This is a genomic window from Methylocella sp. (assembly GCA_037200525.1).
Classification (GTDB): domain Bacteria; phylum Pseudomonadota; class Alphaproteobacteria; order Rhizobiales; family Beijerinckiaceae; genus Methylocapsa.
Genome location: JBBCGG010000001.1, coordinates 4,686,471 through 4,710,521, shown reverse-complemented (window position 1 = coordinate 4,710,521; position 24,051 = coordinate 4,686,471). Strand labels below are relative to the sequence as shown.

General features: G+C 57.3%; 31 protein-coding genes. 17 read left to right on the top strand and 14 right to left on the bottom strand.

Going from position 1 to position 24,051, the window contains the following annotated elements; all coding sequences use genetic code 11:
- Positions 1-199: 199 nt before the first annotated feature.
- The 12 genes from WDN46_23240 (at position 200) to WDN46_23185 (ending at position 9,890) form a co-directional block, all read left to right on the top strand.
- Positions 200-1,501: a tyrosine-type recombinase/integrase gene (locus WDN46_23240; protein MEJ0096222.1), complete on the top strand. Its 1,302-nt coding sequence runs from the start codon at positions 200-202 to the stop codon at positions 1,499-1,501.
- Complete coding sequence (locus WDN46_23235) at positions 1,498-2,193, top strand: hypothetical protein (GenBank protein ID MEJ0096221.1); 696 nt, start codon at positions 1,498-1,500, stop codon at positions 2,191-2,193. Before WDN46_23240 ends, WDN46_23235 begins: the two co-directional genes overlap by 4 nt.
- Positions 2,194-2,285: 92 nt before the next feature.
- Positions 2,286-2,513, top strand: coding sequence for an AlpA family phage regulatory protein (locus WDN46_23230; GenBank protein MEJ0096220.1), 228 nt, complete (start codon positions 2,286-2,288; stop codon positions 2,511-2,513).
- Between the two features lie 171 nt (positions 2,514-2,684).
- Positions 2,685-2,936, top strand: a complete 252-nt coding sequence (locus WDN46_23225; GenBank protein MEJ0096219.1) for a hypothetical protein — start codon at positions 2,685-2,687, stop codon at positions 2,934-2,936.
- Positions 2,933-3,403 carry a hypothetical protein gene (locus WDN46_23220; GenBank protein ID MEJ0096218.1) on the top strand — a complete coding sequence of 157 codons (471 nt, stop codon included), beginning with the start codon at positions 2,933-2,935 and terminating at the stop codon, positions 3,401-3,403. Before WDN46_23225 ends, WDN46_23220 begins: the two co-directional genes overlap by 4 nt.
- A complete protein-coding gene (locus WDN46_23215) occupies positions 3,400-4,578 on the top strand; it encodes an AAA family ATPase (protein MEJ0096217.1) in 1,179 nt (392 codons plus the stop codon). Before WDN46_23220 ends, WDN46_23215 begins: the two co-directional genes overlap by 4 nt.
- Before the next feature lie 664 nt (positions 4,579-5,242).
- On the top strand, positions 5,243-5,677 hold the full coding sequence (locus WDN46_23210) for a hypothetical protein (GenBank protein MEJ0096216.1): 435 nt from the start codon (positions 5,243-5,245) through the stop codon (positions 5,675-5,677).
- Positions 5,674-7,200 (top strand): hypothetical protein, encoded by a 1,527-nt coding sequence (locus WDN46_23205; GenBank protein ID MEJ0096215.1) that lies wholly within the window; start codon positions 5,674-5,676, stop codon positions 7,198-7,200. The genes WDN46_23210 and WDN46_23205 overlap by 4 nt, the downstream gene beginning before the upstream one ends.
- A 47-nt stretch (positions 7,201-7,247) precedes the next feature.
- Positions 7,248-7,736 carry a hypothetical protein gene (locus WDN46_23200; protein ID MEJ0096214.1) on the top strand — a complete coding sequence of 163 codons (489 nt, stop codon included), beginning with the start codon at positions 7,248-7,250 and terminating at the stop codon, positions 7,734-7,736.
- Positions 7,736-8,413 carry a hypothetical protein gene (locus WDN46_23195; protein MEJ0096213.1) on the top strand — a complete coding sequence of 226 codons (678 nt, stop codon included), beginning with the start codon at positions 7,736-7,738 and terminating at the stop codon, positions 8,411-8,413. The genes WDN46_23200 and WDN46_23195 overlap by 1 nt, the downstream gene beginning before the upstream one ends.
- A gap of 270 nt (positions 8,414-8,683) precedes the next feature.
- Positions 8,684-9,649: a hypothetical protein gene (locus WDN46_23190; GenBank protein ID MEJ0096212.1), complete on the top strand. Its 966-nt coding sequence runs from the start codon at positions 8,684-8,686 to the stop codon at positions 9,647-9,649.
- Between the two features lie 34 nt (positions 9,650-9,683).
- Positions 9,684-9,890, top strand: a complete 207-nt coding sequence (locus WDN46_23185; GenBank protein MEJ0096211.1) for a hypothetical protein — start codon at positions 9,684-9,686, stop codon at positions 9,888-9,890.
- A 151-nt stretch (positions 9,891-10,041) separates the two neighbouring features.
- Here WDN46_23185 and WDN46_23180 read toward each other — a convergent pair whose 3' ends face one another.
- The gene (locus tag WDN46_23180; GenBank protein ID MEJ0096210.1) at positions 10,042-10,197 is read right to left on the bottom strand and encodes a hypothetical protein; all 156 of its coding nucleotides are present in this window, start codon (positions 10,195-10,197) and stop codon (positions 10,042-10,044) included.
- A 208-nt stretch (positions 10,198-10,405) separates the two neighbouring features.
- Between WDN46_23180 and WDN46_23175 the strand changes: the two genes are divergently transcribed.
- Positions 10,406-10,708, top strand: coding sequence for a hypothetical protein (locus tag WDN46_23175; GenBank protein ID MEJ0096209.1), 303 nt, complete (start codon positions 10,406-10,408; stop codon positions 10,706-10,708).
- A 94-nt stretch (positions 10,709-10,802) separates the two neighbouring features.
- Here the strand turns inward: WDN46_23175 and WDN46_23170 are convergent, their stop codons facing one another.
- Both WDN46_23170 and WDN46_23165 read right to left on the bottom strand, forming a co-directional pair.
- Positions 10,803-11,333 (bottom strand): YfbU family protein, encoded by a 531-nt coding sequence (locus WDN46_23170; protein MEJ0096208.1) that lies wholly within the window; start codon positions 11,331-11,333, stop codon positions 10,803-10,805.
- A 691-nt stretch (positions 11,334-12,024) separates the two neighbouring features.
- The gene (locus WDN46_23165; GenBank protein ID MEJ0096207.1) at positions 12,025-12,195 is read right to left on the bottom strand and encodes a hypothetical protein; all 171 of its coding nucleotides are present in this window, start codon (positions 12,193-12,195) and stop codon (positions 12,025-12,027) included.
- 450 nt (positions 12,196-12,645) lie between these two features.
- Between WDN46_23165 and WDN46_23160 the strand changes: the two genes are divergently transcribed.
- Together WDN46_23160 and WDN46_23155 are read left to right on the top strand one after the other, a co-directional pair.
- On the top strand, positions 12,646-12,969 hold the full coding sequence (locus WDN46_23160; protein ID MEJ0096206.1) for a hypothetical protein: 324 nt from the start codon (positions 12,646-12,648) through the stop codon (positions 12,967-12,969).
- A 252-nt stretch (positions 12,970-13,221) separates the two neighbouring features.
- Positions 13,222-13,824: a chemotaxis protein CheX gene (locus WDN46_23155; GenBank protein MEJ0096205.1), complete on the top strand. Its 603-nt coding sequence runs from the start codon at positions 13,222-13,224 to the stop codon at positions 13,822-13,824.
- Between the two features lie 421 nt (positions 13,825-14,245).
- Here the strand turns inward: WDN46_23155 and WDN46_23150 are convergent, their stop codons facing one another.
- The 5 genes from WDN46_23150 to WDN46_23130 form a co-directional block, all read right to left on the bottom strand.
- Positions 14,246-14,674 carry a hypothetical protein gene (locus WDN46_23150; protein MEJ0096204.1) on the bottom strand — a complete coding sequence of 143 codons (429 nt, stop codon included), beginning with the start codon at positions 14,672-14,674 and terminating at the stop codon, positions 14,246-14,248.
- A gap of 195 nt (positions 14,675-14,869) precedes the next feature.
- On the bottom strand, positions 14,870-15,118 hold the full coding sequence (locus WDN46_23145; GenBank protein ID MEJ0096203.1) for a hypothetical protein: 249 nt from the start codon (positions 15,116-15,118) through the stop codon (positions 14,870-14,872).
- A gap of 828 nt (positions 15,119-15,946) precedes the next feature.
- Complete coding sequence (locus tag WDN46_23140; GenBank protein ID MEJ0096202.1) at positions 15,947-17,017, bottom strand: tyrosine-type recombinase/integrase; 1,071 nt, start codon at positions 17,015-17,017, stop codon at positions 15,947-15,949.
- 432 nt (positions 17,018-17,449) lie between these two features.
- Positions 17,450-18,618 (bottom strand): IS3 family transposase gene (locus WDN46_23135; GenBank protein ID MEJ0096201.1). Its coding sequence is split into 2 segments (ribosomal slippage): positions 17,450-18,354 and positions 18,354-18,618, totalling 1,170 coding nucleotides; the frame shifts between segments, so codons are not numbered across the junction.
- Positions 18,619-18,670: 52 nt separating this feature from the next.
- Positions 18,671-19,189, bottom strand: a complete 519-nt coding sequence (locus WDN46_23130; protein MEJ0096200.1) for a hypothetical protein — start codon at positions 19,187-19,189, stop codon at positions 18,671-18,673.
- A gap of 150 nt (positions 19,190-19,339) precedes the next feature.
- Here WDN46_23130 and WDN46_23125 point away from each other — a divergent pair, with 150 nt between their 5' ends.
- Positions 19,340-19,726, top strand: coding sequence for a hypothetical protein (locus WDN46_23125; protein ID MEJ0096199.1), 387 nt, complete (start codon positions 19,340-19,342; stop codon positions 19,724-19,726).
- A 44-nt stretch (positions 19,727-19,770) separates the two neighbouring features.
- Here the strand turns inward: WDN46_23125 and WDN46_23120 are convergent, their stop codons facing one another.
- The 6 genes from WDN46_23120 to WDN46_23095 form a co-directional block, all read right to left on the bottom strand.
- Positions 19,771-20,175 carry an HNH endonuclease gene (locus WDN46_23120; GenBank protein ID MEJ0096198.1) on the bottom strand — a complete coding sequence of 135 codons (405 nt, stop codon included), beginning with the start codon at positions 20,173-20,175 and terminating at the stop codon, positions 19,771-19,773.
- On the bottom strand, positions 20,172-20,564 hold the full coding sequence (locus WDN46_23115; protein MEJ0096197.1) for a DUF1367 family protein: 393 nt from the start codon (positions 20,562-20,564) through the stop codon (positions 20,172-20,174). Before WDN46_23115 ends, WDN46_23120 begins: the two co-directional genes overlap by 4 nt.
- Positions 20,565-20,626: 62 nt before the next feature.
- Positions 20,627-21,640, bottom strand: coding sequence for a hypothetical protein (locus WDN46_23110; GenBank protein MEJ0096196.1), 1,014 nt, complete (start codon positions 21,638-21,640; stop codon positions 20,627-20,629).
- On the bottom strand, positions 21,637-22,716 hold the full coding sequence (locus tag WDN46_23105; GenBank protein MEJ0096195.1) for a hypothetical protein: 1,080 nt from the start codon (positions 22,714-22,716) through the stop codon (positions 21,637-21,639). Before WDN46_23105 ends, WDN46_23110 begins: the two co-directional genes overlap by 4 nt.
- A 9-nt stretch (positions 22,717-22,725) precedes the next feature.
- The gene (locus tag WDN46_23100) at positions 22,726-23,370 is read right to left on the bottom strand and encodes a hypothetical protein (GenBank protein ID MEJ0096194.1); all 645 of its coding nucleotides are present in this window, start codon (positions 23,368-23,370) and stop codon (positions 22,726-22,728) included.
- A gap of 48 nt (positions 23,371-23,418) precedes the next feature.
- Positions 23,419-23,721: a hypothetical protein gene (locus WDN46_23095; GenBank protein ID MEJ0096193.1), complete on the bottom strand. Its 303-nt coding sequence runs from the start codon at positions 23,719-23,721 to the stop codon at positions 23,419-23,421.
- Positions 23,722-23,732: 11 nt separating this feature from the next.
- Between WDN46_23095 and WDN46_23090 the strand changes: the two genes are divergently transcribed.
- On the top strand, positions 23,733-23,858 hold the full coding sequence (locus WDN46_23090) for a hypothetical protein (GenBank protein MEJ0096192.1): 126 nt from the start codon (positions 23,733-23,735) through the stop codon (positions 23,856-23,858).
- Positions 23,859-24,051 lie beyond the last annotated feature (193 nt).

Genomic DNA, 24,051 nt, shown 5'->3' with positions numbered 1-24,051 from the left:
TGCGATTTTCAGTCGCAAATCATGTTGTCTCACGCGGTATCGGCAGATTTCGTTAGCTGTTTATAAGCCACCGGATTCATTGCAGTTTTTGAAAAACACACTATCATGTGATCTCAGGCAATATCAGTGATTGCCAACGATTTATGTTGTCCCGTTGTTGTCCGCTAGGATCACGAGACAAACAATCAGAGGTTCTGCGATGGTGGCGAAACGGGATTTCACCGACCGTTTTTTAAGAGCGATCAAGCCAGCCGAAACGGGCAAGCGCGTGATCGTCTATGACGCCCAAATCCCTGGGTTCGGCATCCGGGTAACGGACCGAAGCAGTGAAGAGAGCAGGGGAGCCTTCGTCCTCGTCACCCGCTTCCCCGGGAGCCCTAATCCAACGCCCCGCCGGATCGGTGACTATCCCGCCATGTCTCTTGCCAAAGCCAGAGGGATCGCCCGTGAATGGCGCGAGGACATTCGGCAAGGGATCGATCCCAAGGTCAAAGAGGCAGATCGTCTGCGCCAAGAGGCACGCCGACGGGCGGACACGTTTGCTTCTGCCTTCGACGCTTTTGCCGAAGACCACCTGTCGACCCTAAGGACTGGCGATGTTGTGAAGAAGGCCGTGCGGAAGCACGCCTATCCGCTGTGGGCGGAGCGCCCGATTTCCGAGATCAAGCGGGCCGACGTGAATGAGCTGATCCGCTCTCTTCGGAAGGATGCTCCTATAGGAGCCAATCGGGTGCTCGCATATCTCAAGAAATTCTTTAGCTGGGCCGTCGATGAAGAGTTGATTGAAGCGTCGCCAGCCGCGGCGATCAAGAAGCCCTCCAAAGAGAATAAGCGGGACCGCGTTTTAACAGAGGTTGAGATTCGGGCAATTTGGCAGGCGTGCGGCGAGCTAAGTGTTTTTGGGCGCGCATTTAAGTTGATGCTTTTGACCGGCCAACGCCGTGCTGAAGTCGGCGGGATGACTTGGACCGAGATCGATCGCAAACAAAGGCTTTGGACTCTGGGGAGAGATCGCACCAAAGCCGATCGCGCCCATGAAGTGCCGTTGTCGGAGCTGGCGTTGGCGATTATCGACGGTTGCCCCAAACTTGGGGACTTCGTTTTCTCGACTGGCCGACGTCTGGCGCCGCAGAAAGGGACCAAGACCAAAGCTGGGCCGATAAGCGGTTGGGGCAAATCCAAGAGCAGGCTGGACCAGCTCGCTCTTGAGAAGGTCGCGGCAGGAGCCGAGCCAGGCGCTGCCCCCGTGATCGGCGAGTGGCATCTACACGATCTGCGGCGGACCTGCGCTACATATCTAGCGAAGCTGGGAGCCGACCGGATCGTGATTTCGAAGATTTTGAACCATGCTGAGGGTGGCGTCACTGGCGTTTATGATCGCCACCGGTACGACCATGAGAAACGCCGCGCCCTGGAGCTGTGGAGCGAGCGCTTGGCTGCGATCATAGACCCAAAAGAAGCGACCAATGTTGTGACGCTGAATCCGCGAGGGAAAGCATGACTAGCAGTGTGACAGAACGCGACGACCGCAGCATACGCGACAAAATTCTAGGGAGGGCCGGCGCCGCACGGTCGTTCGGTGAACCGGGAAAAAGGTTCTCCGTTAAAGGTCTAATAAAGGAATCGTTTGCTCCGTCTGACCCGTTCGCCGCCGAGCCTCTTCCTTGGTGTTCGGAAGCGGAAATATTTGAGAAAGCATACGGCAATCCTCTCGGACCAGACTACTGGGATGCGTGGCTGTTCGGCGCGCAATCGCGAGCAGAGCTCGCAGATCTCATGGCTGCACATTGCGCGACGAACCAGGATCAATTCACGCGGGTCAAAAGCACGATTCTTGGTGAATTAACGCCGCAGCCTCAAAAGTCTTGGCGCGAAGAAGTCGAGTGGCTGATCGCGAACCCGAACACGCGAACTTTTGTTCCAGATTCTTTGCGAGAATTTCTGGATCCTCAGTCGCCAAGAAAGGGAACCGGCGCTCCGGGGCGACCGTCATCAATGCATCTAGTTTTTGCGGAACATGATCGCCGCTGTGAAGCAAATCAGGCGTTCCTCTCGGTCGTCGAAGAAGCGGAATATTTACAAAGCTGGTTCGCTTCGAGCCACAAAAACCTGTCTGGAACCACGGCTAAAACGATCGAAAACAGAATACGCAACGATCACAATAAGTGGAAAGGAAAATTCCCCCGAAAATAAAATATCGGGGTAATTTCAGGTCTCTTTTTCGGGGGTAAAAACGAGCGCATCTCTTGCTCACGAGCGCAGCTGATATTCGGCGCGCGCACAGGATGAGGCTAGAGATGAAGTTGATACGCTACACTGATTTAGTCGCGAAAGGTGTCGTCAATTCGCGCATGACGCTCAAGCGCATGATTGACCTTCAAGGATTTCCGCCTGGCAGACTCGTGACGCCCAATTCACGCGCCTGGACCGAGGAAGAGGTCGACCAATGGATTGAAAGCCGCCCGACCGCCCGTAAAACCGACGCCCGCTCCTCGATGGCGGAGGCGGTATAGATCGATGGCTTTTGAAACAGCGAACCCCGCGCGCGATGGCGTCGCGGCGGGGCTCGGAAATGTCTCTTGCTGCCAGGCGATTGACTACCGAGTTATAGCACTTCCACTCGCAGAAGTCCAAACTGTTTTCTTCGCTTCGTGCCGTTACACCGCCGAGCTAGGCGGTGACGCATGAGTGTCGCTGGCAACGAAACTTCGCCGCCTGTTGATGCGAACAGCATCGATGATGTCGATACTCTGCTTGATCGCATTTTCGAGCGGATGAACCACGTCGACCATCAGGTGACGCTGATAAAGACGTTTTGCAACATCAATGACATTGCCGGCGTTGCGCGCCAGCTGAAGTTCTTGTCCGCGCACGTGACCTCGGCGACGCTCGTAAGTCAGCGTATCGGCGAACTCCGAAATGGAGGCGCCGAATGACCGTACGCCTTCCTACCTGCTCAGAGGCTACCGCCGCCAAAATGCTCGCGAAGGGCAGCAAGACGAGTCACTCGATTCTTGCCGCAGTCCGCGATCATCAGTGCGGATACATACCCGTTCTGCAGGATTGGTTGAGCGGCCAACCCTTTATGCCGGCGTCTCTCGTAAAGCCGACGGTTGTCAAAATATTTGATGCCGATGACGACCACGCAGGGCCGGCCGGATTCGACGCAGACTCTTTGGCCAAGCTCCTCGACATAGCCGCATTGGTCACGATCATCGCTTGTAAATGCCCGCAGGCGTACTGCGATGCCGTGAGGGTTGCGAAAGAACTGCGCCTGCATTCGGTCGTCATTTCTACTAGGCAGTCGCGTGTGAATGAATGGGCCAAGCTCGTCCGCAGCCGACACGGAGACGGCATCCGCATTGCTGTATGGACGGAGAACGAAAAGGGGTGGGCGCAATGAGCGAGCCGACCCACGATCCCTACTTCGATTCGCTGATGGATTACGGTGAGGCCCTTGTCGCTGCGAAGAGTCGCACGCGGCGCGACTCTTCCCGTGACCTGCCACAAACGCCAAAGGAACACTGGTTGCTCAATCCCGCGGATTGGGAAGGCCAACTGATACCGCAGCGTGAATGGATCGTTCCCAGTCTTGTTCCAGCATATACCGTCACTCTTTTGACGGGCGACGGCGCCACTGGAAAATCGCTTCTGGCGCTGCAGCTTTGTGCAGGGATGTCCCTCGCCCGTGAATGGATCGGCACCATGCCGGAGCCCGGACGCACCCTGTACTTCTCGGCTGAAGACGACGCCGACGAGATGCATCGCCGCCTTGAGGCCATCCGAGTCTTTCACAATGCCACTTATCTCGATCTCGCCGACATTAGAATCCGAGACAATGTCGGACAGGATGCCATTCTCGGCGACAAAGGCCGCTTCGGCAAAATCGAGGGAACGGAATTATTTCGTGAGTTGAAGCGCCAGATAGAGGCTTGGACGCCTAAGCTGATCGTGATCGATACACTCGCCGACGCGTTCTCCGGCGACGAGAATGATCGCGCCCATGCCCGACACTTCATTGCTCTCCTGAAACAGATCGCCGTAGACCACCGCTGCACAATCCTCGTCCTCGCCCACCCAAGCCTCACCGGCATGGCGACCGGCACCGGCATGTCCGGATCTACCGGCTGGAGCAATTCGGTCCGCAGTCGTCTCTATTTTCAAACAGGGAAGGCATCGGACGGAAGCGAGCCGAATCCCAATCTGCGAACGTTGACGGCCAAGAAAAGCAACTATTCCGGCCTCGCCGAAACCATCGAAGTCGAGTGGAAAAATGGTGTCTTTGTCGTCAGCACAGCCGCGACAGGCGTCGATAAGCTCGCGGCGGAGGCCATAGTCGAGGATGCTTTCCTTATGCTGCTGGCAAAACTCACCACGCAAGGCAGAAATGTCGGGCCTAATCCGGGCGTGAACTTCGCACCGAAGATATTTGAGGATGAGCCGGGCAGCCAAAGCATCGGAAGAGCTGCCTTTGCGGCAGCAATGAAGCGCCTGCTCGAAAAAGGGGCCATCAAAGTTGAGCCGGTCGGGCCTGCGTCTCGCTTGCGCTCCAAGCTCGTGATTGTAGGCTCTCAATGATCCTTCCAGCGCAACATTCCAACGCTTCCAACGCCCTTCCAACGCTTCCAACGGGGGTGTGTGTTCCACCCCCTATAACCCCCATGGCGTTGGAACACCCCCACGCCGTTGGAACGGCGGGTTGCTCCAACTCCAGGGCAATGTGCCCTATCGGCAAGCCTCTTGAGAACCTCAGGACCGCAAAAAGGGGGCCAGCCATTTGTCACGATTATACCGTGTAAGGGGCTTAATTGCGAAAAAGCCGAAGCGGTAAAGCCTCGGCTTGGACCAATCTTATCTGGAGTTAGGCGCCGGGTCTAAAACCAACGTCCGCGGCCATACAGTCCACCGCCCCCGAGAAGTACTACGAGGACTACAATAATCAGAATAGTTTCCATTTGGATCTCCTTACGCTTGGCGAACTGTTTGCTACTCAACAGGTTCCCCTCGGCCATAAGAAACACGCTGGCTATACCCAACCTGGGGTCAGCCGGCGATCGCCACGCCTTTGTAAGATTTTTCTGCGCGGAAAACCACGCTGCGTAATGCAGAGCATCCGACGAGATATCGCGTGTTCGATTGGGTTTTAACAAAGACAAATACCAGTGATATCAAATGAGTACTGCTGATAGTCTTGCTTGTTGTCGTCGGATAAACGACAATGAGGACAACGTAGGGACAACAAATGGAAACCGTTTGCCAGCCAATGCAGTCTGAAACCAATCCACTCCGCAACGTCGACGCCACGAGGCGGAAGCGTTCCGCGGTGACGAATGGAACACGCGCCTTCATCGAGGGCGATGGAAACTCGCCCTGGTATCGCCGCTGGAAGGATTTGCTCGCTCTTCATGTCGACGACCTCGGCGGCCCAGAATCGTTGTCTGAGGCTCAGACTAGCCTATGCAGGCGCGCCGCGACCTTGGAGGTCGAGCTGGAACGTATCGAGGGCCAGCTGTCGTTAGGCAACGATGCAGACCTCGATGCCTACAATAGGCATGCTGGCGGCCTGAGGCGCATCTTGGAAGGCCTTGGCCTTCAGCGCGTGGCTAAGCCCCTGAAGGGCGACGACGCCTTCCTGACGACATATTTCTCCAGGCCTCCGACGGGTCAGTCCGAGTGAAGAAGCTCATCACTGCGCGCAAGGCGCTGACAGACAATGGCTGGCTTGGGACGGTTCTGGGGGGCGACTCCTTCGCCGTCATGCGGGTCCTGCTTATCGCAGCCATGGGCGAAAAGCTCACAGCGAGCGAACTGGCCATCTACACCGAGGTAACGAAGCGCCTAGAAGCGCCAGCGGCGCCCGTGGAGGAGTGCCACGTCATCGCCGGGCGCAGGTCAGGCAAGACGCTCGGAACGGCAGCCATTGCGGCTTATATCGCCGCGTGTTGCGACCACCGCGACGCGCTGGGGCTTGGCGAGCGCGGGGTGCTGCCGATCCTGGCGGCCTCGATGCAGCAAGCGCAAACCCTGATGAACTTCGCGCGGGGCATCTTCACTGACATACCGCGCTTCGCAGCCATGGCTGGGAGCATCACGGCGGACACGATTTCATTAAAGAACCGCGTGGATATCCAAATCCGGCCGGCATCCTTTCGAACGATCCGCGGTTTCAGCGCGGTGGCGGTTATCGCCGAGGAAGCAAGCATGTGGCAGTCGGACGACAGCCGCAACCCCGATAAAGAGATCCTCGCCGCAGTCAAGCCAAGCTTGGCCACGACCGGAGGCCAACTGTTCTGCATCGGCTCTCCGCACGCCAGGCGGGGTGAGATGTGGCGCACCTACCAGAAACACTTCGGTCCTAACGGCAACCCGGCAATCTTGGTCGCCAACGGCCCGACGAAGCTTTTCAACCCGACGATCAAGCAGTCGGTTATCGACAGGGCCTACGAAGATGACGCCTCGGTTGCCGCAAGCGAATGGGGAGGTCTCTTCAGAAATGACCTAGAGTCATACGTATCGCCGGAAATCGTCGACGCCTGCACAGTGAAGGGCGTTGCCCAAATCGAGTTCGCGAAGGGCAGATCATATGTTGCTCACGTTGATCCGTCGGGAGGCGGGCAAGACAGCTTCACATTGGCGATAGGCCACGTCGAAGACAATGTGGGCGTCCTCGACCTGCTGCTTGAGAAGAGACCGCCATTCAGTCCTGAAGAGGTCGTCATTGAGCTCTGCGAGGCTCTCAAGACGTATGAGCTTCATGAGGTGACGGGTGATCGCTACGGCGCCGGATTCACTGTGGAGCTGTTCGGCAAGAACGGTGTCACCTACCGCCACAGCGAAATGACGACGAGCGACTATTTCGGTGGCTTCCTGCCGATCCTTAACAGTCGCCGTGTGCAATTGCTTGATCATCGCAGGCTCGCCGCTCAGCTGTGCGGGCTGGAGCGCCGCGCCTCCCGTGTCGGCGCGAAGGACAGCATCGGCCACCCACCTGGCGGACATGATGACCTTGCAGCCTCCGTAGCGGGATTAATGGCCCGGATTGTCGGCAACGACAACTGGTCCGAGCTATGGGGCAAATTCGACAAGGCGTTGGGCGGCGATTCTCCGCTGCCCGGACGAGAGGACCTCGACGAAGACACCAGGGCGGCTTTGCAAGCGCGGGCGGCGCGTTTGCGGGCGCAGCACACATTCATTGGATAGATTTTGAAAGGCAGACCAGCATGAAAACGAGAGTGATTAAGAACGTAATGACCCATGACAAGCCAGAACCGCTTTGCGGCGCCAGAATGCGACATGTAAAGGACGGCGACCCGGCAATTGAGATCCTGCGGGGCTTCCGCGGCGCGTCACACAGCGGCCTTGAGTATGCCGGCGAACTCGGCGGGACGATGCCCACGCGTGGGGACGGCGCCACACGGGCTGTTTTGTGCAGCTGGACGCAGAACTGGGACGTCGAGATCGTTGAGGAAAACGGCACGAAATATTTCATCGCTTGGGTTCTGTTGCAGGGCGGCGAAGGCGGTCCACAAAGCATGTTCTCGGTCGACCCTATTACCAAACGGGCGACGTCCGTCGTCGGCGATAGCGTGCAGCGCAAGCCACGCGTGGCGCAATCGAACGTCGCTGCCGTGACCATGACCAAGTCGGCAAAAAAGGCGCTGGATACGATCGGCAGGAATACATCAGAGATGCGCTCGATTAACGAGATGAACGCCAAATTTTACGGTGTGAAATAATGGACAACGCGAGATACTGCATCGATGAGCTCGATACCGAGTCGCCATATCCCGCCCGTGACCGCCTTCGCGAGGCGCAGACGGCGCTGAAGACCGCGAATGCTTCATTGGAAGCGGCGGAAGCTGCATTGGGACGCGGCAAGGAACGGTTGGCTCTTCTTTCGGAGGAACGCTCTGCGGCTTCGGAAGCAGAGACCGCAGAGGCCCGCGTTCGGGCCGTCCACTTTGAGCACGGTGTGGCCGCTGTGATCCTCACGGGTTCAAGCCGTCGCCGCCGCGATCTGGATGACCAATTTCAGAGCCTTGAGGCCACGATTGCCCATCTCGCCGTCAAGCTCGGCGAAGCCCAGCGGAAACGAGCTGATGCGGAAGATGAATTGAAGCAAGCCGTCCAAGCCGCAATTGACGAAGAGGCATCACCATTGCTTTCGCGCATGCTTGATTGCGAATTGGCTGCGGCCAGCCTTCGCACGGAGCTCCGAGCGCTAGCGTATAGCTGGGGCATAGCGCCAAGCGGTCTGGCCGACAAGCTGGCGCGCCGACCCGCAAATTACATCGACAACGCCCATCCGCTCTCGGCGGCGACGCAAAATCGTTCCGAAAAATGCAAGGTTGCATGGGCCGCGTTCGCCGCCAATCTACGGGTCGACGCATGCGCAGAACTGCGTCTTCCATGAGTCAAAATTCAGATTCGCCGCCGTGGGTGCACCTGGCAGCGATAGTCGCCGGCGAGTGGTGTCAGAGAAGCGGCGCTCGTCGGCGGCGCCAATTCAGTTCCGGCCCGGATGATCCCCGGGCACACCACGCGGAAGCCGGCGTGCGGATAGATAGGCTAGCCGAGGCCGTTCCTACTCCGATTGGGACCGCAGGTCGGCGACAGAGGCGGCGTCGGCGCGTTACAGCGTCGGCGTCGTCCGTTTCGATTGCGAGAGAGGGGACGGAGTAACATGGCTTGGCTTCGCAGTTTGAAACTGACGGTCACCGGCAGTAGCGGCACCCTCGATTTGTCCGATTTGCGCGTCAAGTTTTCCATCGAGCAGGACACGGTTCAGGCCCCCAATACCCTGGAATGCAGGATCTACAACCCGAACAAAGAGACGGCGCAAAAGATATTCAAGGGCGATCACGTCGAATTATATGCCGGGTATGAAGACGAAGGCGCCGGGCTTATTTTCAAAGGCGAGGTAACCCAACCACGCATTGGCCGTGAGAGTCCTACGGACACCTACGTGGATATTTTCGCCAAGGACGGCGATAGCACTTACAATTTTGGCGTGGTCAATATCACGTTGGCGAAGGGCAGCACGCCGCTAGACCACTACCAGACAGCGTTGAAGGCAATGGCCCCATTTGGGGTCACGCATGGCTACATCCCGCAGGGCGTGTTCGATACGCCCAAGTATCCGAGGGCCGTCTCGTGGTTTACGGGCGCCAAGGACCTGCTGCGGACGCTAGCGCAGTCCAAGGGCTGCACCTGGTCTATACAAAACGGTCAGCTTCAAATGGTTCCGGAGAATACGCCTCTTCCGGGTTCCGCGTTTATCGTCAATTCAAAGACCGGCATGATCGGGATGCCGATTGAAACCCCTGGCGGAATCATTGTTCGGACGCTGATTAATTCGCGCGTCAAAGTGAATACTCTGCTTCAGATTAATGACCAGGATATCCAGCGCGCCCAGCTAAGCCAGCTGCATAACAGCGCCCAAGCAAATGATCAGGTTCTCCGTCTGGGCACCAATGATGGGATTTATAAAGTCCTCTACATGACCCGTACCGGCGATACCCGCGGGGCCGAGTGGTATCAAGATATGACCTGCATCGGCGCTAAGCCGGGCTCGGCCCCTCCTGATGCTTTGACGCAAAAGCTAACTGGCGACCCCAGCAACGCTCCGCCAACGACGCCCAGCCCCTAAGCAATCGCTCAACCCTCACACAAAGGAATTAAAAATGAAACTGTCCGAAAGCGAAACCGCTCTTATTGAGTTTCTGAGGTCCGATGCGGTGGACCGCCCCGAGCATTTCATCATCACGCGCAATGCCAAGAATCATTGGCGAGTGCAATACTTCGCGAATGGCGAAAAGATTATGCCGATCGACGCGGACGGCGGAAGTTTCGACGAAGCATGGGACTCACTTAATTTGGGTTGCAAATGAAGAGACCCGACAAGCGGATGAGTCAGCATCTTCGAGGCCTATGCGAATAATCCGCAAGGGTCCGCGCAGTTTGCGGCGATGGCGGCGGCCAACCAGTGAAGGATCTTTACTTCGGGGTCCTTGCGCGCTCGATCATTCCCGCATCATTACCTTAGAACACTACTATGGCGAGACCGCCGCCGAAGCCTAAAGTCAGACCAAGCAATGCAGCTTCGACCGATGTATCGGTTGCCCCCAGATTGATCCCCAGAAGAAGGCCAGCTCCGGCGGACAAGACGATAGTACCTAAAAGCCGTATGTAACGCATGCGGGCGGCCTTTCCTAAGAATTGTCACCGGCGATCCCGGTAAAGTGGGAACGGCGCAATAAGTTGGCTGTGCGTGCGCCATGATAGGCGGCTACGGCGGCAGATTGACTACGGAAACGGACGAAATGACTACAAATGAATGGTATGGGTTACAGTCTGAGCTTGGGCATAGACCTGGCAACGTGAGCCTAGGATTGGCGATCGGCTGATGTCAGCGCCGCTAAGGGCTAGTGGCTACGCCGGCGACAACGAAGGGGAAATCATGGCTGCTGAACTAACGGCTACCGAAAGCGCCCGTATCATTTTGTCGATCTTCTATTCGCGAAGCGTCCGTTCCGGCCAGGTAGTGATGGCTGGCGCGGTGAATGCTGATTTTCTGAAACTGGGATACGGGCCGGAAAACTACAAAGCCGGCATGGACTATGCCGTCGAGCAAGGTTGGATCAGAGAGGAGCCGCCTGTGATTAGACTCACGGAGGTGGGCTATGATGCGATGGAGGGGCTTCGCTAAATCGTGACCTGGAGGTGGGAAGCGACTTGGTGAGGTGGGAAGCGACTTGGTTCGCAATATGAGTCCTGTGGGTCAGTAGATCTATCCGAGCGGATCAACTTGCTTCCAAAACAGATATAATTTTCTCCGCGCCGAAGGGGTCCAGTGTAGACCGGATGGGCTTGAACACTGCCAGCATGCGCCTGTGGATATCAAGAGATCCCGGAAAGTGCGAATTCAGATCGCGTCCCTTGAAAGAAGAAAAACGCTCCAAATCGTCAATTAGAAAGCTAGCTACGCCGATATGTTCGCTTTCATTATTGCCGTCAAACCCAAAAAAGCGGGGCGTCTTTGAAAGTGGAGATTTTACACGATCAACGCGAGCCCTTTCGTCGGCAAGGAGTTCGCTGTAAGCCGTCTCAATGCTTGACCACATGTCGAGTATGTCCACAACCTCACTGACCGTAGCCCGCTCATGTTCTTCGGGCTCGAAAACGCCCGGGTACTTCCAAGTTAGACCCCACGCATTTCCCGTGTTCACTGCTGATGAGACGAACTCCGCGTCAATCTCTCCCTTGATGCCCATGTGTTTGTAAATATCGCTTAGCATAACAAGGATTAGTTTTTCGCCATCACTCAGTTTCATGACCGTCCTCATTTTCGTGGGAGAGTTACTGCCTCGTATGGCCTATTCAAAGAATGGCATAAGACCAATCGGTTCGCTTCCACACAAATCGATCCTTTGGTTTCATGTCAATGTCGGACATACGTTACTCGCGGCGATATACTCGACCGCCGACTAGCCGGATACAAACTCGAACATGCCCGGTGACTCCCAGGCTGTTTCACGCCCGGCAAACCGCACCCTGATCATCGGAACCGGCCCCGTTCTGATCGGATATGTTTCGACGTCTGAGACTACGCCGATCTCCCCACTTGTGATTCCCTGGGCCTCCTTGCCAAGACGAAACCTGACAGAATCGCCGACCCGAAAGGCGCCATCGGTGAATTCTATGCCGCGCATCCCTATTACCCTTGGTGAAGCCCAAAAACTGAAACCCCCAGCGCGATCAATGCAACGATTATCGCGACTGTCGACCTTAGATTCGCGCCCTTGGCCGCCTGCGCCGAAACCCAGGCCGCATCTTTAGCGGAACGAGCGATCTCGACTTGCTCTGCCTGCAAAGCGCTTATGCGGCGCCTAGACTCTTCTTCTCTTGGAGCAAGCCACTCAATCGCAATGGCCGTCGCGCGCTCATTATATCGATGATTATTTAGATTGAGTCGGACTTGCTCCTCGCCAATTCGCTCGAATTGCGCCCGCAGTTCGTCATTGATCATTTCAACACTTTCGCCTCGATGGCCCTTTCGACCAACACGGCAAGTGTCTTTGAAAACGACCAAAGCCGCGCTTTGGCGATTTCCTCAACCTTGGCCGAGATATCTGCCGAAAGGCGCACAGTGTGCGAGCGTCCCTTATCGTCATCGGACTTCGTGGGATTCTTCATAATGAATAACTCTTGACGTGTCGTTACAAGTGATGCACATTTGTGCTGTCAATGTCAATGTATCACAGGATTACCACAATGCCGAACAGCACAGTTCCGGCAGCCGATACCGGCTTGCCAAATCTGAATCGAAGATCAGCGCTGGCAAAACTGGGGATGGGAATCGCTGGCGGCGCTTCGCTCGCCACGGGCGCCAGCGCAGAGACGCCGGTCTCGCACGAACTTAATCGGCTGATCGAAGGCCATCGTGTGGCTCACGCTGCCCTCCAAATCATTATTGCGAGGAAGGGCGAAGCAGAGGCGGTCTATCAAACAATGCGTTGGAAGGGGCCCTTACCTGTAAAGGGGCATGCCAAATCAGTGCCATTAACATTGGATATGGGTATCGAGAAATGCAGGAAGGAGTTGGCGGCCGGCCTTGAGTTTTCCGGTATGATGTTCGAAATTCTTATGAGTCGGGCATCTCCGAAGCTCCAGAAGCGAGGAAAAAATTTCGCTAAAGCCGTCGAGGAGGAAAATAAGGGGATCCTTGAGAAAATCTTCGCCGACGATGACGCGGCGAGGGAACGCAGCGGCCTCAAGTCTCTAGATCTCGACAATGATCGCGCCGATGACGCCGAACAGGACGCCTTGATGGCGTTATGCGCTTATCGGTGCACGACGCCCCACGAGGCGCTCAGCAGGCTTCAATATCTAGCGTCGCACGATCCAGAGACGCGGACCGTGGATCACGTCGGCGTGCTTTTTGAGGCCACCCGCGACGTGGAGACCTGACATGACCCAGCCGCTTCACCGCACGCTATGGGCGCGCATTCGGATTTGGGTCGTCACGGGCTTATTGGCTCTGGCGTCTCGGATCACCGATGATCTCGAAAGGACGGGCAGCCGGCAATAAATTGAACCGGCGCTGGCCTGGCGGGTTGTAGGCGATATCAATTTAGACGACGCCAGCTTTCTTGGAGTTGGGGAAAGTTCGGCCACGTGACTCAATTTGGCATTGTATTCGATAAACTAGAACGCGATGCCTTGACCGAGCTGGTCAATATCGGGGTCAGTCGGGGAGCTTCGAGGCTGCGGAGGATCGTTGGCTCGGAAGTGCTTCTGTCAGTTCCCGCTATCGAACTGGTTGACCGCCGCACCGCAGCGACGATCCTTCAACAGCGAGAAACAGGTCAGTTTGTCGCTGTTCGCCAAAGTTTTGAAGGCGCCTTATGCGGGCATGCGTCTCTAATCTTCCCTGAATCAAATAGCCTCGAGCTGGTTCGAGCGGTCGCAGGAGGCAACTTTCCTGACAACGAAATTGCGGAAATCGAAGATGATGCCCTTTCCGAAACCGGCAACATTGTACTCAACGCCTGCTTGGGAACAATCGCTAATATGCTGCAGCGGCCGTTGGCGATGGCTCTCCCCCAGATAACCCGACGCCCTGGTGGCATGTTGTTTGAACCTTCGGACGACAGCTCGCAGGAGGATGGAGTTCTTTTTCTCTACGTTAATTTTATGATCAGCGATCGAAATATCCGCGGCTATATCACGATGCTCATGGATCTACCGAGTTTAAAGACGCTAAAATCCTTGATCGACGGCTTCCTTGACAGCGTGTCTGGCTCGGATGAAGCAGTTAAATAAACGGATACCGCTATCTCCCAAATTTTAAGATAGCTTGTTTGCATGATCGACGCAGGACTTAGCATTTCTCTGCAATGGATTAAAAAGTCCCCGCTTAGATGCATCCTTCACGCGGGGGTTGCGTTGCGCTTAGTGCAACCCCAGGAGGATTTGAGATGACGACCGCAGCCGAGCGCCAGCATATAACAAGACGAGCGAGAGAGCTCGCCAACTCTGGTCGTCACACTTCCTGGATCTCGATCGAAAGTGAGATGCGAGCGGCTGGTCAGCTCCCCAAAGCGCACAGTCCTTTAGATGATTATTTTCTGCGCAGTGAGCTCGACTTTTTGTGCGCCTCAGTTCGAAGGTTAAGGCCGACTGGCTGACTCTTCCGTTTGCTATCCGCAAAGCAAGAAGATCACCACTTCCGAATGGGGTGCTATTACTGTAGTTGAGCTCTGAGCGGAGTGTCTGATTGTCGAATAGCGCTCCACGATCCAGCACATTGCAGTGTCGGCGACGACCAAATGCCAGAGCCAACTTTGTCCTTGATACGTCCAGTTACGGTGGCGATCTGATTATCACGCCGAAAGGCCAGCGCCACGCCGCCGCGCGGACTGATCTCACCCGAGGCCTGCATAAAGCCATCAGCCGGAGAGGTGATTTGGCCTCGGGCCACGGTGATCGTCCAATGATAGACCTTGTCGCAGTAGCCCGTCGTGGTGGAAATCGCGACCGCATAAACACCGTCGTGACTCGAACTCACGACAGAGCGCGGCCGTTGCTGAGCATACGCGCTCAACGTAGCGCCAAAGCCCGTGTAGCCAATGAAGACAGCCGCCAATAGTTGGCAGAGCGCGCGACTCATCATATTACCTCGCTGCCGCGTGGGAACAATTCGGCTTTATTTTAATGAATAGTGGTTAAATTCGAGCGCATCGGAAAAGTTGCATCGTATGCAGGGGGCGAATGATCAAACAGCTACGGCCAAGCTAGAGCCGTGCCGTCGCACCGCAACCTCGTGCCCGGAGATGACGATTTTGGTGTGTGGAACCCGCCGCCGTCCCTAAGCCGGCCGAAGGCGGACTGAGTTAGCCGCAACATGTTCCCGATATCTATCGACGACGAGAGCAACGGTCCCGCCGGACAGTAGCGTCTCGCGGGCTTCAACAGCGGCGTCGATTTTTTCGCGAAGCATTAGACCGAACTCGTCCCCCGCATCGCTGCCGCCACTCGCCAGCTTAATGAGGCGCAGGCCAATCACGCCATTCGATTCGATCGCAAGCATCGTAGCTGTGTGCCAGGGGAAAAACATGGGCGCTGCACCTTAACAGCGTCATGCTGCAGATTTGAAATGTACAATTCTCGGTAAAGTTCCAGTTCCGCCGAACACAACCGTTTCGAGCGCTCGGGATGTCAGGGATCTGTCCGCTTATTGTTGCGCCTGCGCCACTGTCCCGACTGTCGCCTTTTAATGCGGGCATGCGTCGGCGACCCGACAAACAGGACGCGCTTATCGTGCTATAGTGCTCTGGGGCTTTTGGCGGATCGGCTAAGGGCTCGACCAAGGGCGTAATAAGAGCCAGGCTCGAAAGCCTGGTCTCAAGTCAGAAGAAATCGGAGTCGTAGCCGTCAGGTAGCCTGATCGGGGACACCTCTGCTAACTAAGACCGCGCGAAGGTCCCCACCAGCGCAGTCGTAGCTTTAGCCATAGCCACGGTTCCCCACTGTGGCTGTGGCCCACAGTGGGGCCTCACTGCGGCGACGGTGACGTTAGCACAATTGTCAATCGTCACAATTGTCGCAACGCCTCTTGCTCCACTATCAAAATTTCCGGGATGTTTTACACCTGCCACTCGACGGCTGTGTCGGCGGGGTCTCAGTAGAGGCAGCTGTTCACGAATTAGTGATGGATAACGAAATATTGGCGCTGTTGTCCGATACGTTGTCCCGACGGTGGTTTCTGGATGCGCCAGAGAGAACTATTCAGGGATAACTCATTGATTTTATTGGTGCCCAGGGGCGGAATCGAACCACCGACACTGCGATTTTCAGTCACGACTGAAATCATATAAAACAGTGTGTTACGCTGTCTAACGATAAAAACTAATCGTTGATTTCATTGGGTTTTCTATTTCGTTGTCTAACCGCTTTTACCACGTTTTTTGGTCACGTCCAACCCGACTACAACGGCCTTGGCCGCGTCGGGCAAATCAGCCGATTCTGAATAGTGCCGCGCCATGCTGGTTGACCTCTGACCGAGAATATCGGCGATAGTTCCATCATCGACGCCAACCTCTTTGAGTCTTGTTCCAAGAGTGTGGCGAAGGCCATGGATCGTCAGGCCGGGCTTGACCTTGGCTTCAGCCTCAAGCTTGAGCTTGAACTTGTTCCATGACGCGTTGAAGCCGGTCTCGGTCCATGGCGCGCCCCGCGACGTGATCGCGATCTGAATTGCAGGCTTCCACTTCTCTGCGGTCCGGCCGCCAGCTGGCTTCGTCGGGCGCAGCTCTATTGCTTCGATCAATTTTGGGTGCATCGGGATTTTGACCGGCACGCCGCGCTTTGATGTGCGGATCGTTATCTCGCCGTTTTCTATGTCCGCGAGCGTTACGGCCAGGACGTCGGCCTTGCGCAGGCCAGAGAACATCGCCAGGGCGAGCGGCACGAGCAACTGTGCCGGCGCTTCGTCGAGGACCATTCGGCACTCTTCAGGCACCCATGGGCGGTTCGCGACGGGATCTGATGCAGCCTTCCGGATGCGCTTGACGCGCTTTTCGAGCGGATTATGCGTGACCTCGCCGCGATCGAGCGCGAAGGAAAATAGCAGCGCCATTACCGTCACGGCATAGTTTGCCATCCAGCGGCCGTGTTTCGGCTTAAAGTCGTCGTCACGCATTTTCAGGATTTGAGGCCGCGTCATTTGCGACATTCGAACTCTCCGCAGAGGGTCGAGAATCGCAAAGACGCGATTGTAGGACAGTTGCGTCTTGGGCTTTAGAGAAGACCAGTCGCCGACCTTTTTATAGAGGCGGATTACCTCGCCTAGGCTGCCTTTCGGCATGCGTGAGGGTTCTTCCGTTTTCCGGACAGCTTCAAGCTCGGTGAAAAAATCAGTCGTCCCGAAGGCGGCCAATATACGTGTGCCGCTAGCTCTATCGTAGCAATAGGCAATACCCTTTGAGGTATAGCGCTTGACGCCCTCAACTTCCACGAACGCGCTTCCTTTTCGTCCCATCCTCGCCTCGCATGATCGCAGTCAAGTCAAGATCGTCCGAGGGGTCGACCACATCAATCGGATCACTGCAATCGACGACAATCGAGCCGTTATGGTCGATTTCAACGCGCGTTACTGACTTTCCCGCCTTTTCGACGGCGACGATAGCACGCGAAATGTCGGATTGCCGAAATAGCTGGTGTGCGCGGCTCATAGCGCAGCACCGGCGCCCGCCACGATCTCATCTGGTATCTCGAAGAGGCCCAGCGCGCCCTTACAGGCACGGAAGGGCCGCCAGCGAGCGTTGCGCAGGACAAAGCCGTAACGGCCAACAAACCACGGCGACGACGACTCGCTCACGCAATCGACGATCTCGGCGAACCCGACAATGCCCCTGGCCTGCCCCCATGGGGTGATCCAGTTTGAATGTTAGTGCATTGTCGGCCCTGGCGCTATTGCTGGCGTGGCGGGCGAAGCTGGTCCGGATTGCGAAGCCGGCCATTGCAGGGTCTCCGGGGCTGGCGGCTTGTAGCCCAGCGATGAGTGCGGGCGCACGGTGTTGTAGTGGCGTCGCCATCGCTCAATGACGACCTTCGCCTCCTTGAGAGTGTAGAAGATTTCACCATTCAAAAGCTCGTCGCGCAGCTTCGAGTTGAAGCTCTCGCAATAGCCGTTCTCCCAGGGACTGCCCGGCATGATGTAGGCGGTCTTCGCGCCGACGGCGGCAATCCAGTCACGCAACGCCTTGGCGATGAACTCCGGGCCGTTGTCGGAACGAATGTGGACCGGAACCCCTCGCAAGATGAAGAGGTCCGAGAGAACGTCGATGACGTCCGCTGCCTTCAGCTGCCGGTTAATCCTGATCGCGATGCATTCGCGGGTAAATTCGTCGATGATATTCAGCATGCGATATTTCCTGCCATCATGAGTGCGGTCCTCGACGAAGTCATAGGACCAGACGTGGTTGGGGCATTGCGGGCGCAGCCGGACGCACGAGCCGTCATTGAGCCAGAGACGCCCGCGCTTGGGTTGTCTGGCCGGAACTTTCAGCCCCTCGCGTCGCCAGATCCGCTCGACCCGTTTGACGTTGACCTTCCAGCCTCGCTCCCACAACATCGCCGTGATGCGGCGGTAGCCATAGCGGCCGTACTGGATGGCGAGCGCCGTGATGTCGGCGATCAATGCCGCTTCGTCATCGGGCTTGGTCGGAACCTTGCGCTGCGTGGAGCGATGCTGACCGAGAACCCGGCAAGCGAACCGCTCGGAAACGCCATGTTCGGCGATCACATGCTCCACGCAGGCGCGACGACGCGCGGAGCTCAGAAGTTTCCCGAGGCAGCCTCTTTCAGGATCAGCTTCTCAAGCGTCAAATCGGACACCGCTCGACGGAGCCGCGTATTCTCCGCCTCCAGCTCCTTCAGCCGCTTCACCTGATCGCCCTTCAGGCCGCCGTATTCCGACCGCCATCGATAGTATGTAACTTCCGTCACCCCTATCGAGCGGATCGCCTCCGCGACCGGTCGCCCTTGCGCGCTAAGCACTTCGACTTGCCGTAGCTTCGCGACGATCTCTTCCGCCTTGTGTCTTTTCCTCGGCATTGCGCAGTCCTCCATCAGGCTCATAAGCCCATACTTCACGGAGGATCACTTTTCAGGGGGCAGACCACTCGCGGTCCTTGAGCAGCCGCCACGCTTTGCGTTCTTCTTCATCCTCGGCGTAGCGCGAGAAGTCTTCCCTTGATACCGCACAGTCAGCGGCCCGCCTATCGTGATAGGTTGCTGCGCGCTCTAATCCCTCGGTCCATGCGCGCGTCTGTGCGGCTGCGAGGTGGGCTTCAGCTTCATCCGCATGGATACGTAGGGCTGCCGACGCTCTATCCCGCTCGGCAATGACCTTGTCGTATTCCGCCTTCAACACATCCCAATGAAGCTTCAGGTCTTTGTTGGCGAAGAGGACCGCATCCCGCTCGGCCTCGGCCTTCTCGGCGCGCTCGCGCTCGGCTCCAATGTTGATGTTGGCTGCGGTGAGTGCAGCCTTGAGGCTGTCGCTAGTATTTCCATAACATTCCCAAAACGCGTTTTCCATCGCCTCCACCGCGTCCGGAGCCGCTTGTGCATCTTCGATGGTCTTGATCGCTTTAAGATTGGCTGCTGTGAGCGCTGCTTGCATGCAGGAACATGGGGGTTCGTCACATATGTCCCCGCACCTATGGTCCCAAGCTTTCATCGCCGCCTCGACCGCATCGGGAGCAGCGCGTGCGGTTGCGATGATTTCCCGAAACTTTTCGTTTTCGACACAGAGCCGGCCCCCGAACTCGTTTTGGTAGTCATATGTGCGCTTCATCTTATCCCGCTCCTGCTCGGCATCACGCTGCAATTGGCTCGGGCTCTTGCCGCCGACCCTCTGCACTATCAGCGCGAACGTGTCATACGGAGCGCGGCGCTCGTGAAGCGTTATCTCGCAATAGTTTTCGGCGCCGCCATTCCTGAACATCGCGACAAATACCGCGCTGAAATGTTCGACGAGCGGGCCGGCGAGGGCCAGGTTCAGCTTTCCGTCCTCGAGGCGAAGGTGCCTGATCTCAGGGTCGTTGATCCTGGCGAGTTCATCGATCGCGGCGCATCGCTCGCTATTCAGCATGATCATCGTTCCGCGCAGCTCGTCGATGATCCGATTGAGATTGACGATCTCCGCTTTGAGAGCTGAGGTTTCAGATCCGTGGGCGATATTCATTGTTTTAATCCTTCGTTTCATAGACGCCGGCCGAAGGCGTCAACGGTTCTGGCGTGGACTGGCAACTTTGGTGACGGCAGCGGTTTGTGCGGAAATGGCCGGCCTTGGATTTTGCGGGCCGGTTCCGTCCGAATATTGAATGCGGCTTTGGCCATCGCGTCCGTCTTCGCCTTCTCGGCGACATCGGCTTTAGTCTTGGCCTTGTGCGCGGCGAACGATATCGGCGCCAGATTTGACTCGCAGTTCTTGCCGCCGTTTATGATCGCGATGATGTGGTCGAGCTGCCACTTCGATCCGGGCGCAATCGGGACTCCGGTCTTGTAGCAAGTGAAGTTGTAGCGGCGCAGGATGCGCAGGCGAACCCGCTCGGGCGGCATCGAGTCGTCTGTTTTGCCAATCCACTCGGCGACTTCGCGGCTCATCGCCTGACCACTCTCTGTCCGATAGCGCTGGGGCCATCGACGATGGCGAAAACCTCTCGCTCGAGCGCTTCATCGTTCCAGTCCGGTAGCCAGCGGACGCAAATCGTGTTGATTGCCGCCTTCATGAACTTGTTGAAATCCGCCTGTTTCATGGATTGGAACGCGATCGATTTTGGTTTCATGTTGACGACGCCGGTGTCCGGCATGATGACCATCGTCGCGTGCCCTGTTGCGATCTTCGTGGCGTCGCTCGCGGCTTCGTCGATCTCGAAAAGGTCGTGATCAACGAGGATGCCCATGAGAGCCCACCACAGTCGAAGCTGTCGGAGGTTTCGGGGAAACTTGAACTCGCCAAGGCACTCGCTGCGGTCGCCCATCAGGCGAAGCATCTCGTAAGCTTCATCGCTTGCTGGGACGAGCGCGCGCCCGAACTTCCGCCAGATTGCCCGCATTATCCGCCGAGCCTCGCCTTGTGCTGGAAGAATGCCGCGTGAACCTTGTCGACAATCTCCTTCGCCGCCGTCTTCAGCCATCCGTCTTTTGCCTCGTCGGCGAGATCGAGGAGGCTTTCGAGCGTCTGCGCCGTTTCGAACGAGTCGATCATCTCGACCGCAAGATCGGCTTCCGACACAACGTCGGGCTCCGCCGTCTCGGCAATCTCACCTGTCTCTGGATCATGCGCCGGAAGGTCAGCGGCGGGCGCTGGCGGCTCTGGCGGCGTCGGACCGGACTTCGCCTCTACCGGCGCGTCAACACTGATAGCGGGCGGCGGCGGGGGCGGCGGCTCGCGGCGCGCGGGCTCTACGCGGACACTCTCAATGCGCGGCGCCGAAGAATGCGTCGGGCCGTCGAGATAATCCATCTCGTCGATCGTATAGACACCGAGCATAATCGACGGCGCGTGCAGACGGCCCCATTCGCGCGTTCCCCGATAGGCGAGCTGTATCCGCGCCTGCGACGCCTTTCTCCAAGGCGAGCCAGAATGATCCGTCTTCCATTGCCCGACGGTCCCCTGGACGGTGCGCGGCTCATCCTCATCGGGGAATTGTCCGCTAACCGTGATGCCAAGATTGTCGCCTGCGGCATCATCCCAATCGAACTTCAGCCGAATTTTCAGCTTTGACTCGATGACGGCGGCGATCAGCTTGCCCTCGTAGCAAAGCTTTCCCTTCACGACCGAGACGCACTGCGCGACGGCGAAGGGGTCGAAACCCCACCGCACGGCCTGGTTGACGACGAGGAAGCAATTCGAAACGACAGTCCGCAGCGGAAGCAGAGAGGTTTTCTTGTTGTTTCCCTCGCCTTCCGTGATCTTGCACAGCGAGTCGGGGATCAGATTTGACTCCGCCATCACCATAGCGATGCGCTGCATGTGCTCGAACCGTGCCGTATCGAGCGTCGGGACCGGATCGATGACTTGCAGCGCCTGGCGCTCGATCCGTTGGACTGACGTCATTTCGTTCATGATGCTGAAACAACCCCTTCTTCTTCGATGGACGCATGCTTCACGCCTGCTGCGCCCAGTTTTTGCGCCAACCTCTCGAGTAATGCGTAGATTTCCTCGTTTTCGATCTTGATCAGGTAAAGCGCGAGTTCATTCCTGTCCTTGCACCGCCAAGTCCGGCGCTTCCTTTGGGAGACCGTGCGAAGGTTGCCAGCCCGGACCGGTTCAGCCACTACGGCCGTCACCGTTACCGGCGCTTCGTTTGTCGCGGCAGCCTCGATATCAGCGAGGCGTTGACGCTCGGCAGTTGCGGCCGCAGCCTCAGCGGCAAGCCTGGTCTTCTCGGCGGTCAACCAGCCATTGAGGATCACGAGATAGCCCGCGCGAAGCGCCTCTGCGGCGTTACGCATCCCGAACCACTTCGCGTCGACGGCTCGCCCGGCCTTGAGGTGCGGCTCTTTCTCGACCTTGTGCTTGTCCTCGGCGGTCGTTTTAAATTCTGACATCTTGGTCGCGAAGTCGGCGAGCTTGTCGGCTTCCTCCTTCGTCGTCGGCGAGTTCTTGATGCTCTTGAGGAAATCCTTGGCGCGCGTCGAAACCTTATCGATCCGGTCCTGCAAATCCTTCTCTGGCGCCAGAACCTCGACGACACCTTCGGAATTGCTGCCAGCGACGGCGCGCGGGTTCTCTGCGGCTTCCGGCTCGATATCGGCTCCGAGCTTCTTGCGACCAAGCTCCAAAGTCCAAATGAGCCCAGCCTGTTGTTCCTTCATCGTCAGGCGCGTCTTGTATTCTGGCGGCCATTCCGCTTTGTCGCGCGTGACGGCGGTATAAAGCTCGTAGGGGATCGGGTAGACGAAGCAGCCCGACAGCTCCTCGCCGATTTCATCCTCCGACGTCAGCTTTGAGCCATCGCCGAAGATCGAGCGCTTGCACTGGATCTTGCCGGTTTCGTCGCGCCAAATAGCGATTGCCTCTTGGCCCTTGCTTGTGCCCTGGCGAAAGAAGCCGCTGGGGACATCGCCCCGCGACCATTCCATCGGCTTGCCGGCCAGGGCGGCTTGCCAACGAGCGTATTGGTTGACAGTCTGCGTCATGGAAATCTCCTAGAAAGGAATGTCGTCGTCGGCCATCGCTTGCATCGGCGGCGCGGGAGGCGCGGGCGGTGTTGGGGTCGCGTGCATCGGCGAGGCGCTGATCGGTAGCGTCTTGCGCACTTCATCGAATGCTTCTTCCGCTTGATGGCGGATCATCGCAGGAGCGTCGTTGTACCAAATGACCCGCTCCTCATCGCAAATGTCGAGCAGTTCATCCTGGCTTTGCGCGAGCTTGAAGCGCGCGAACATTTTTTGCAGCATCGACTGCACGTCGGCAGCCTCGCAATATGGCTTCTCCAATATCTCGCCTGTCTCGGGGTCATGCGGCGGAAGATCGGGCGCGGTCGGCGGTGCTGGGGCATCCTGCGGAGCAGCTAGAGCCGGTTCCTCGATAGCCGCTGGCTCGGCGGCCTTGGCGCTCGCCTGGCGGCGCTTAAACTCGCCCGCCGTGCGCCGAAGCTTGGCGATCCGGTTGCCGATTTCCTCGAACGCCTCGGCCAGCTCCAGGTCATGACGGAGAATGGCGGCGCGCACTTGCTCTATCGTGAGACCGACAAGGCGCGACTCGACATTCATCGACTCGTAGGACGCGCATTCGGTCTTGTCGTCGAAGCGTGTACCGTCGAACGCTTCGAACATTTCGATTATTTTCATTGTCCGAGTTCCTTGGTTGATCGTGACGTGATGCGTGACGCGGAGTTGCTACTCTGCGGCTATGTCGTGTCGCGCTGCGGGGCATCCAGCAGCGCGGCGAGCGCGCTCCTTCACATCGAGCTTGCGCTGATATTTCCAGCCGCTGAGCACATCGCGGGTGATGTCCGATATCGCTTCATCTTTGAAAGCGCTGAGGCCTTTCAGATGGATCACTTCGGAGATCGCTCTGCGGACGCGAAAATCATTGAGGCCGAAGTGCGCTATCGCGCGCTCGCACTTCACGCGGCGGGTCTTGGCCATCACCACCACCCAACCGGGTTGTAGTAGCGGCCAGTCCGCGAATATTCGCACTCGCGTCGGTCATGGTCAGACTGCTGGCGATCGAGATCATCTTCATGCGCGGCAACATGCGCGTCGTGCTGCATCTGCGGGCGAAGGGCATCGATCTCTGCGAGATCGGCGGTTTGGGAATTTTTGGGGGCGGCTGACATTTGTCGGCTCCATCGGGTCGATGGAGAAATGGTGCCGTAATGGCGACACTCCGTCAAGCGGAATGGAGCCATAATGGCGACGGGCGTAATTTTGTGCATGAATCAAAACAGGAGTCGGTTTCCCAACTCCTGTCCATCATGTGGAAACAAGCAGACGACAGGCGCTATGAAAAGATAGTCGTGGCGACAG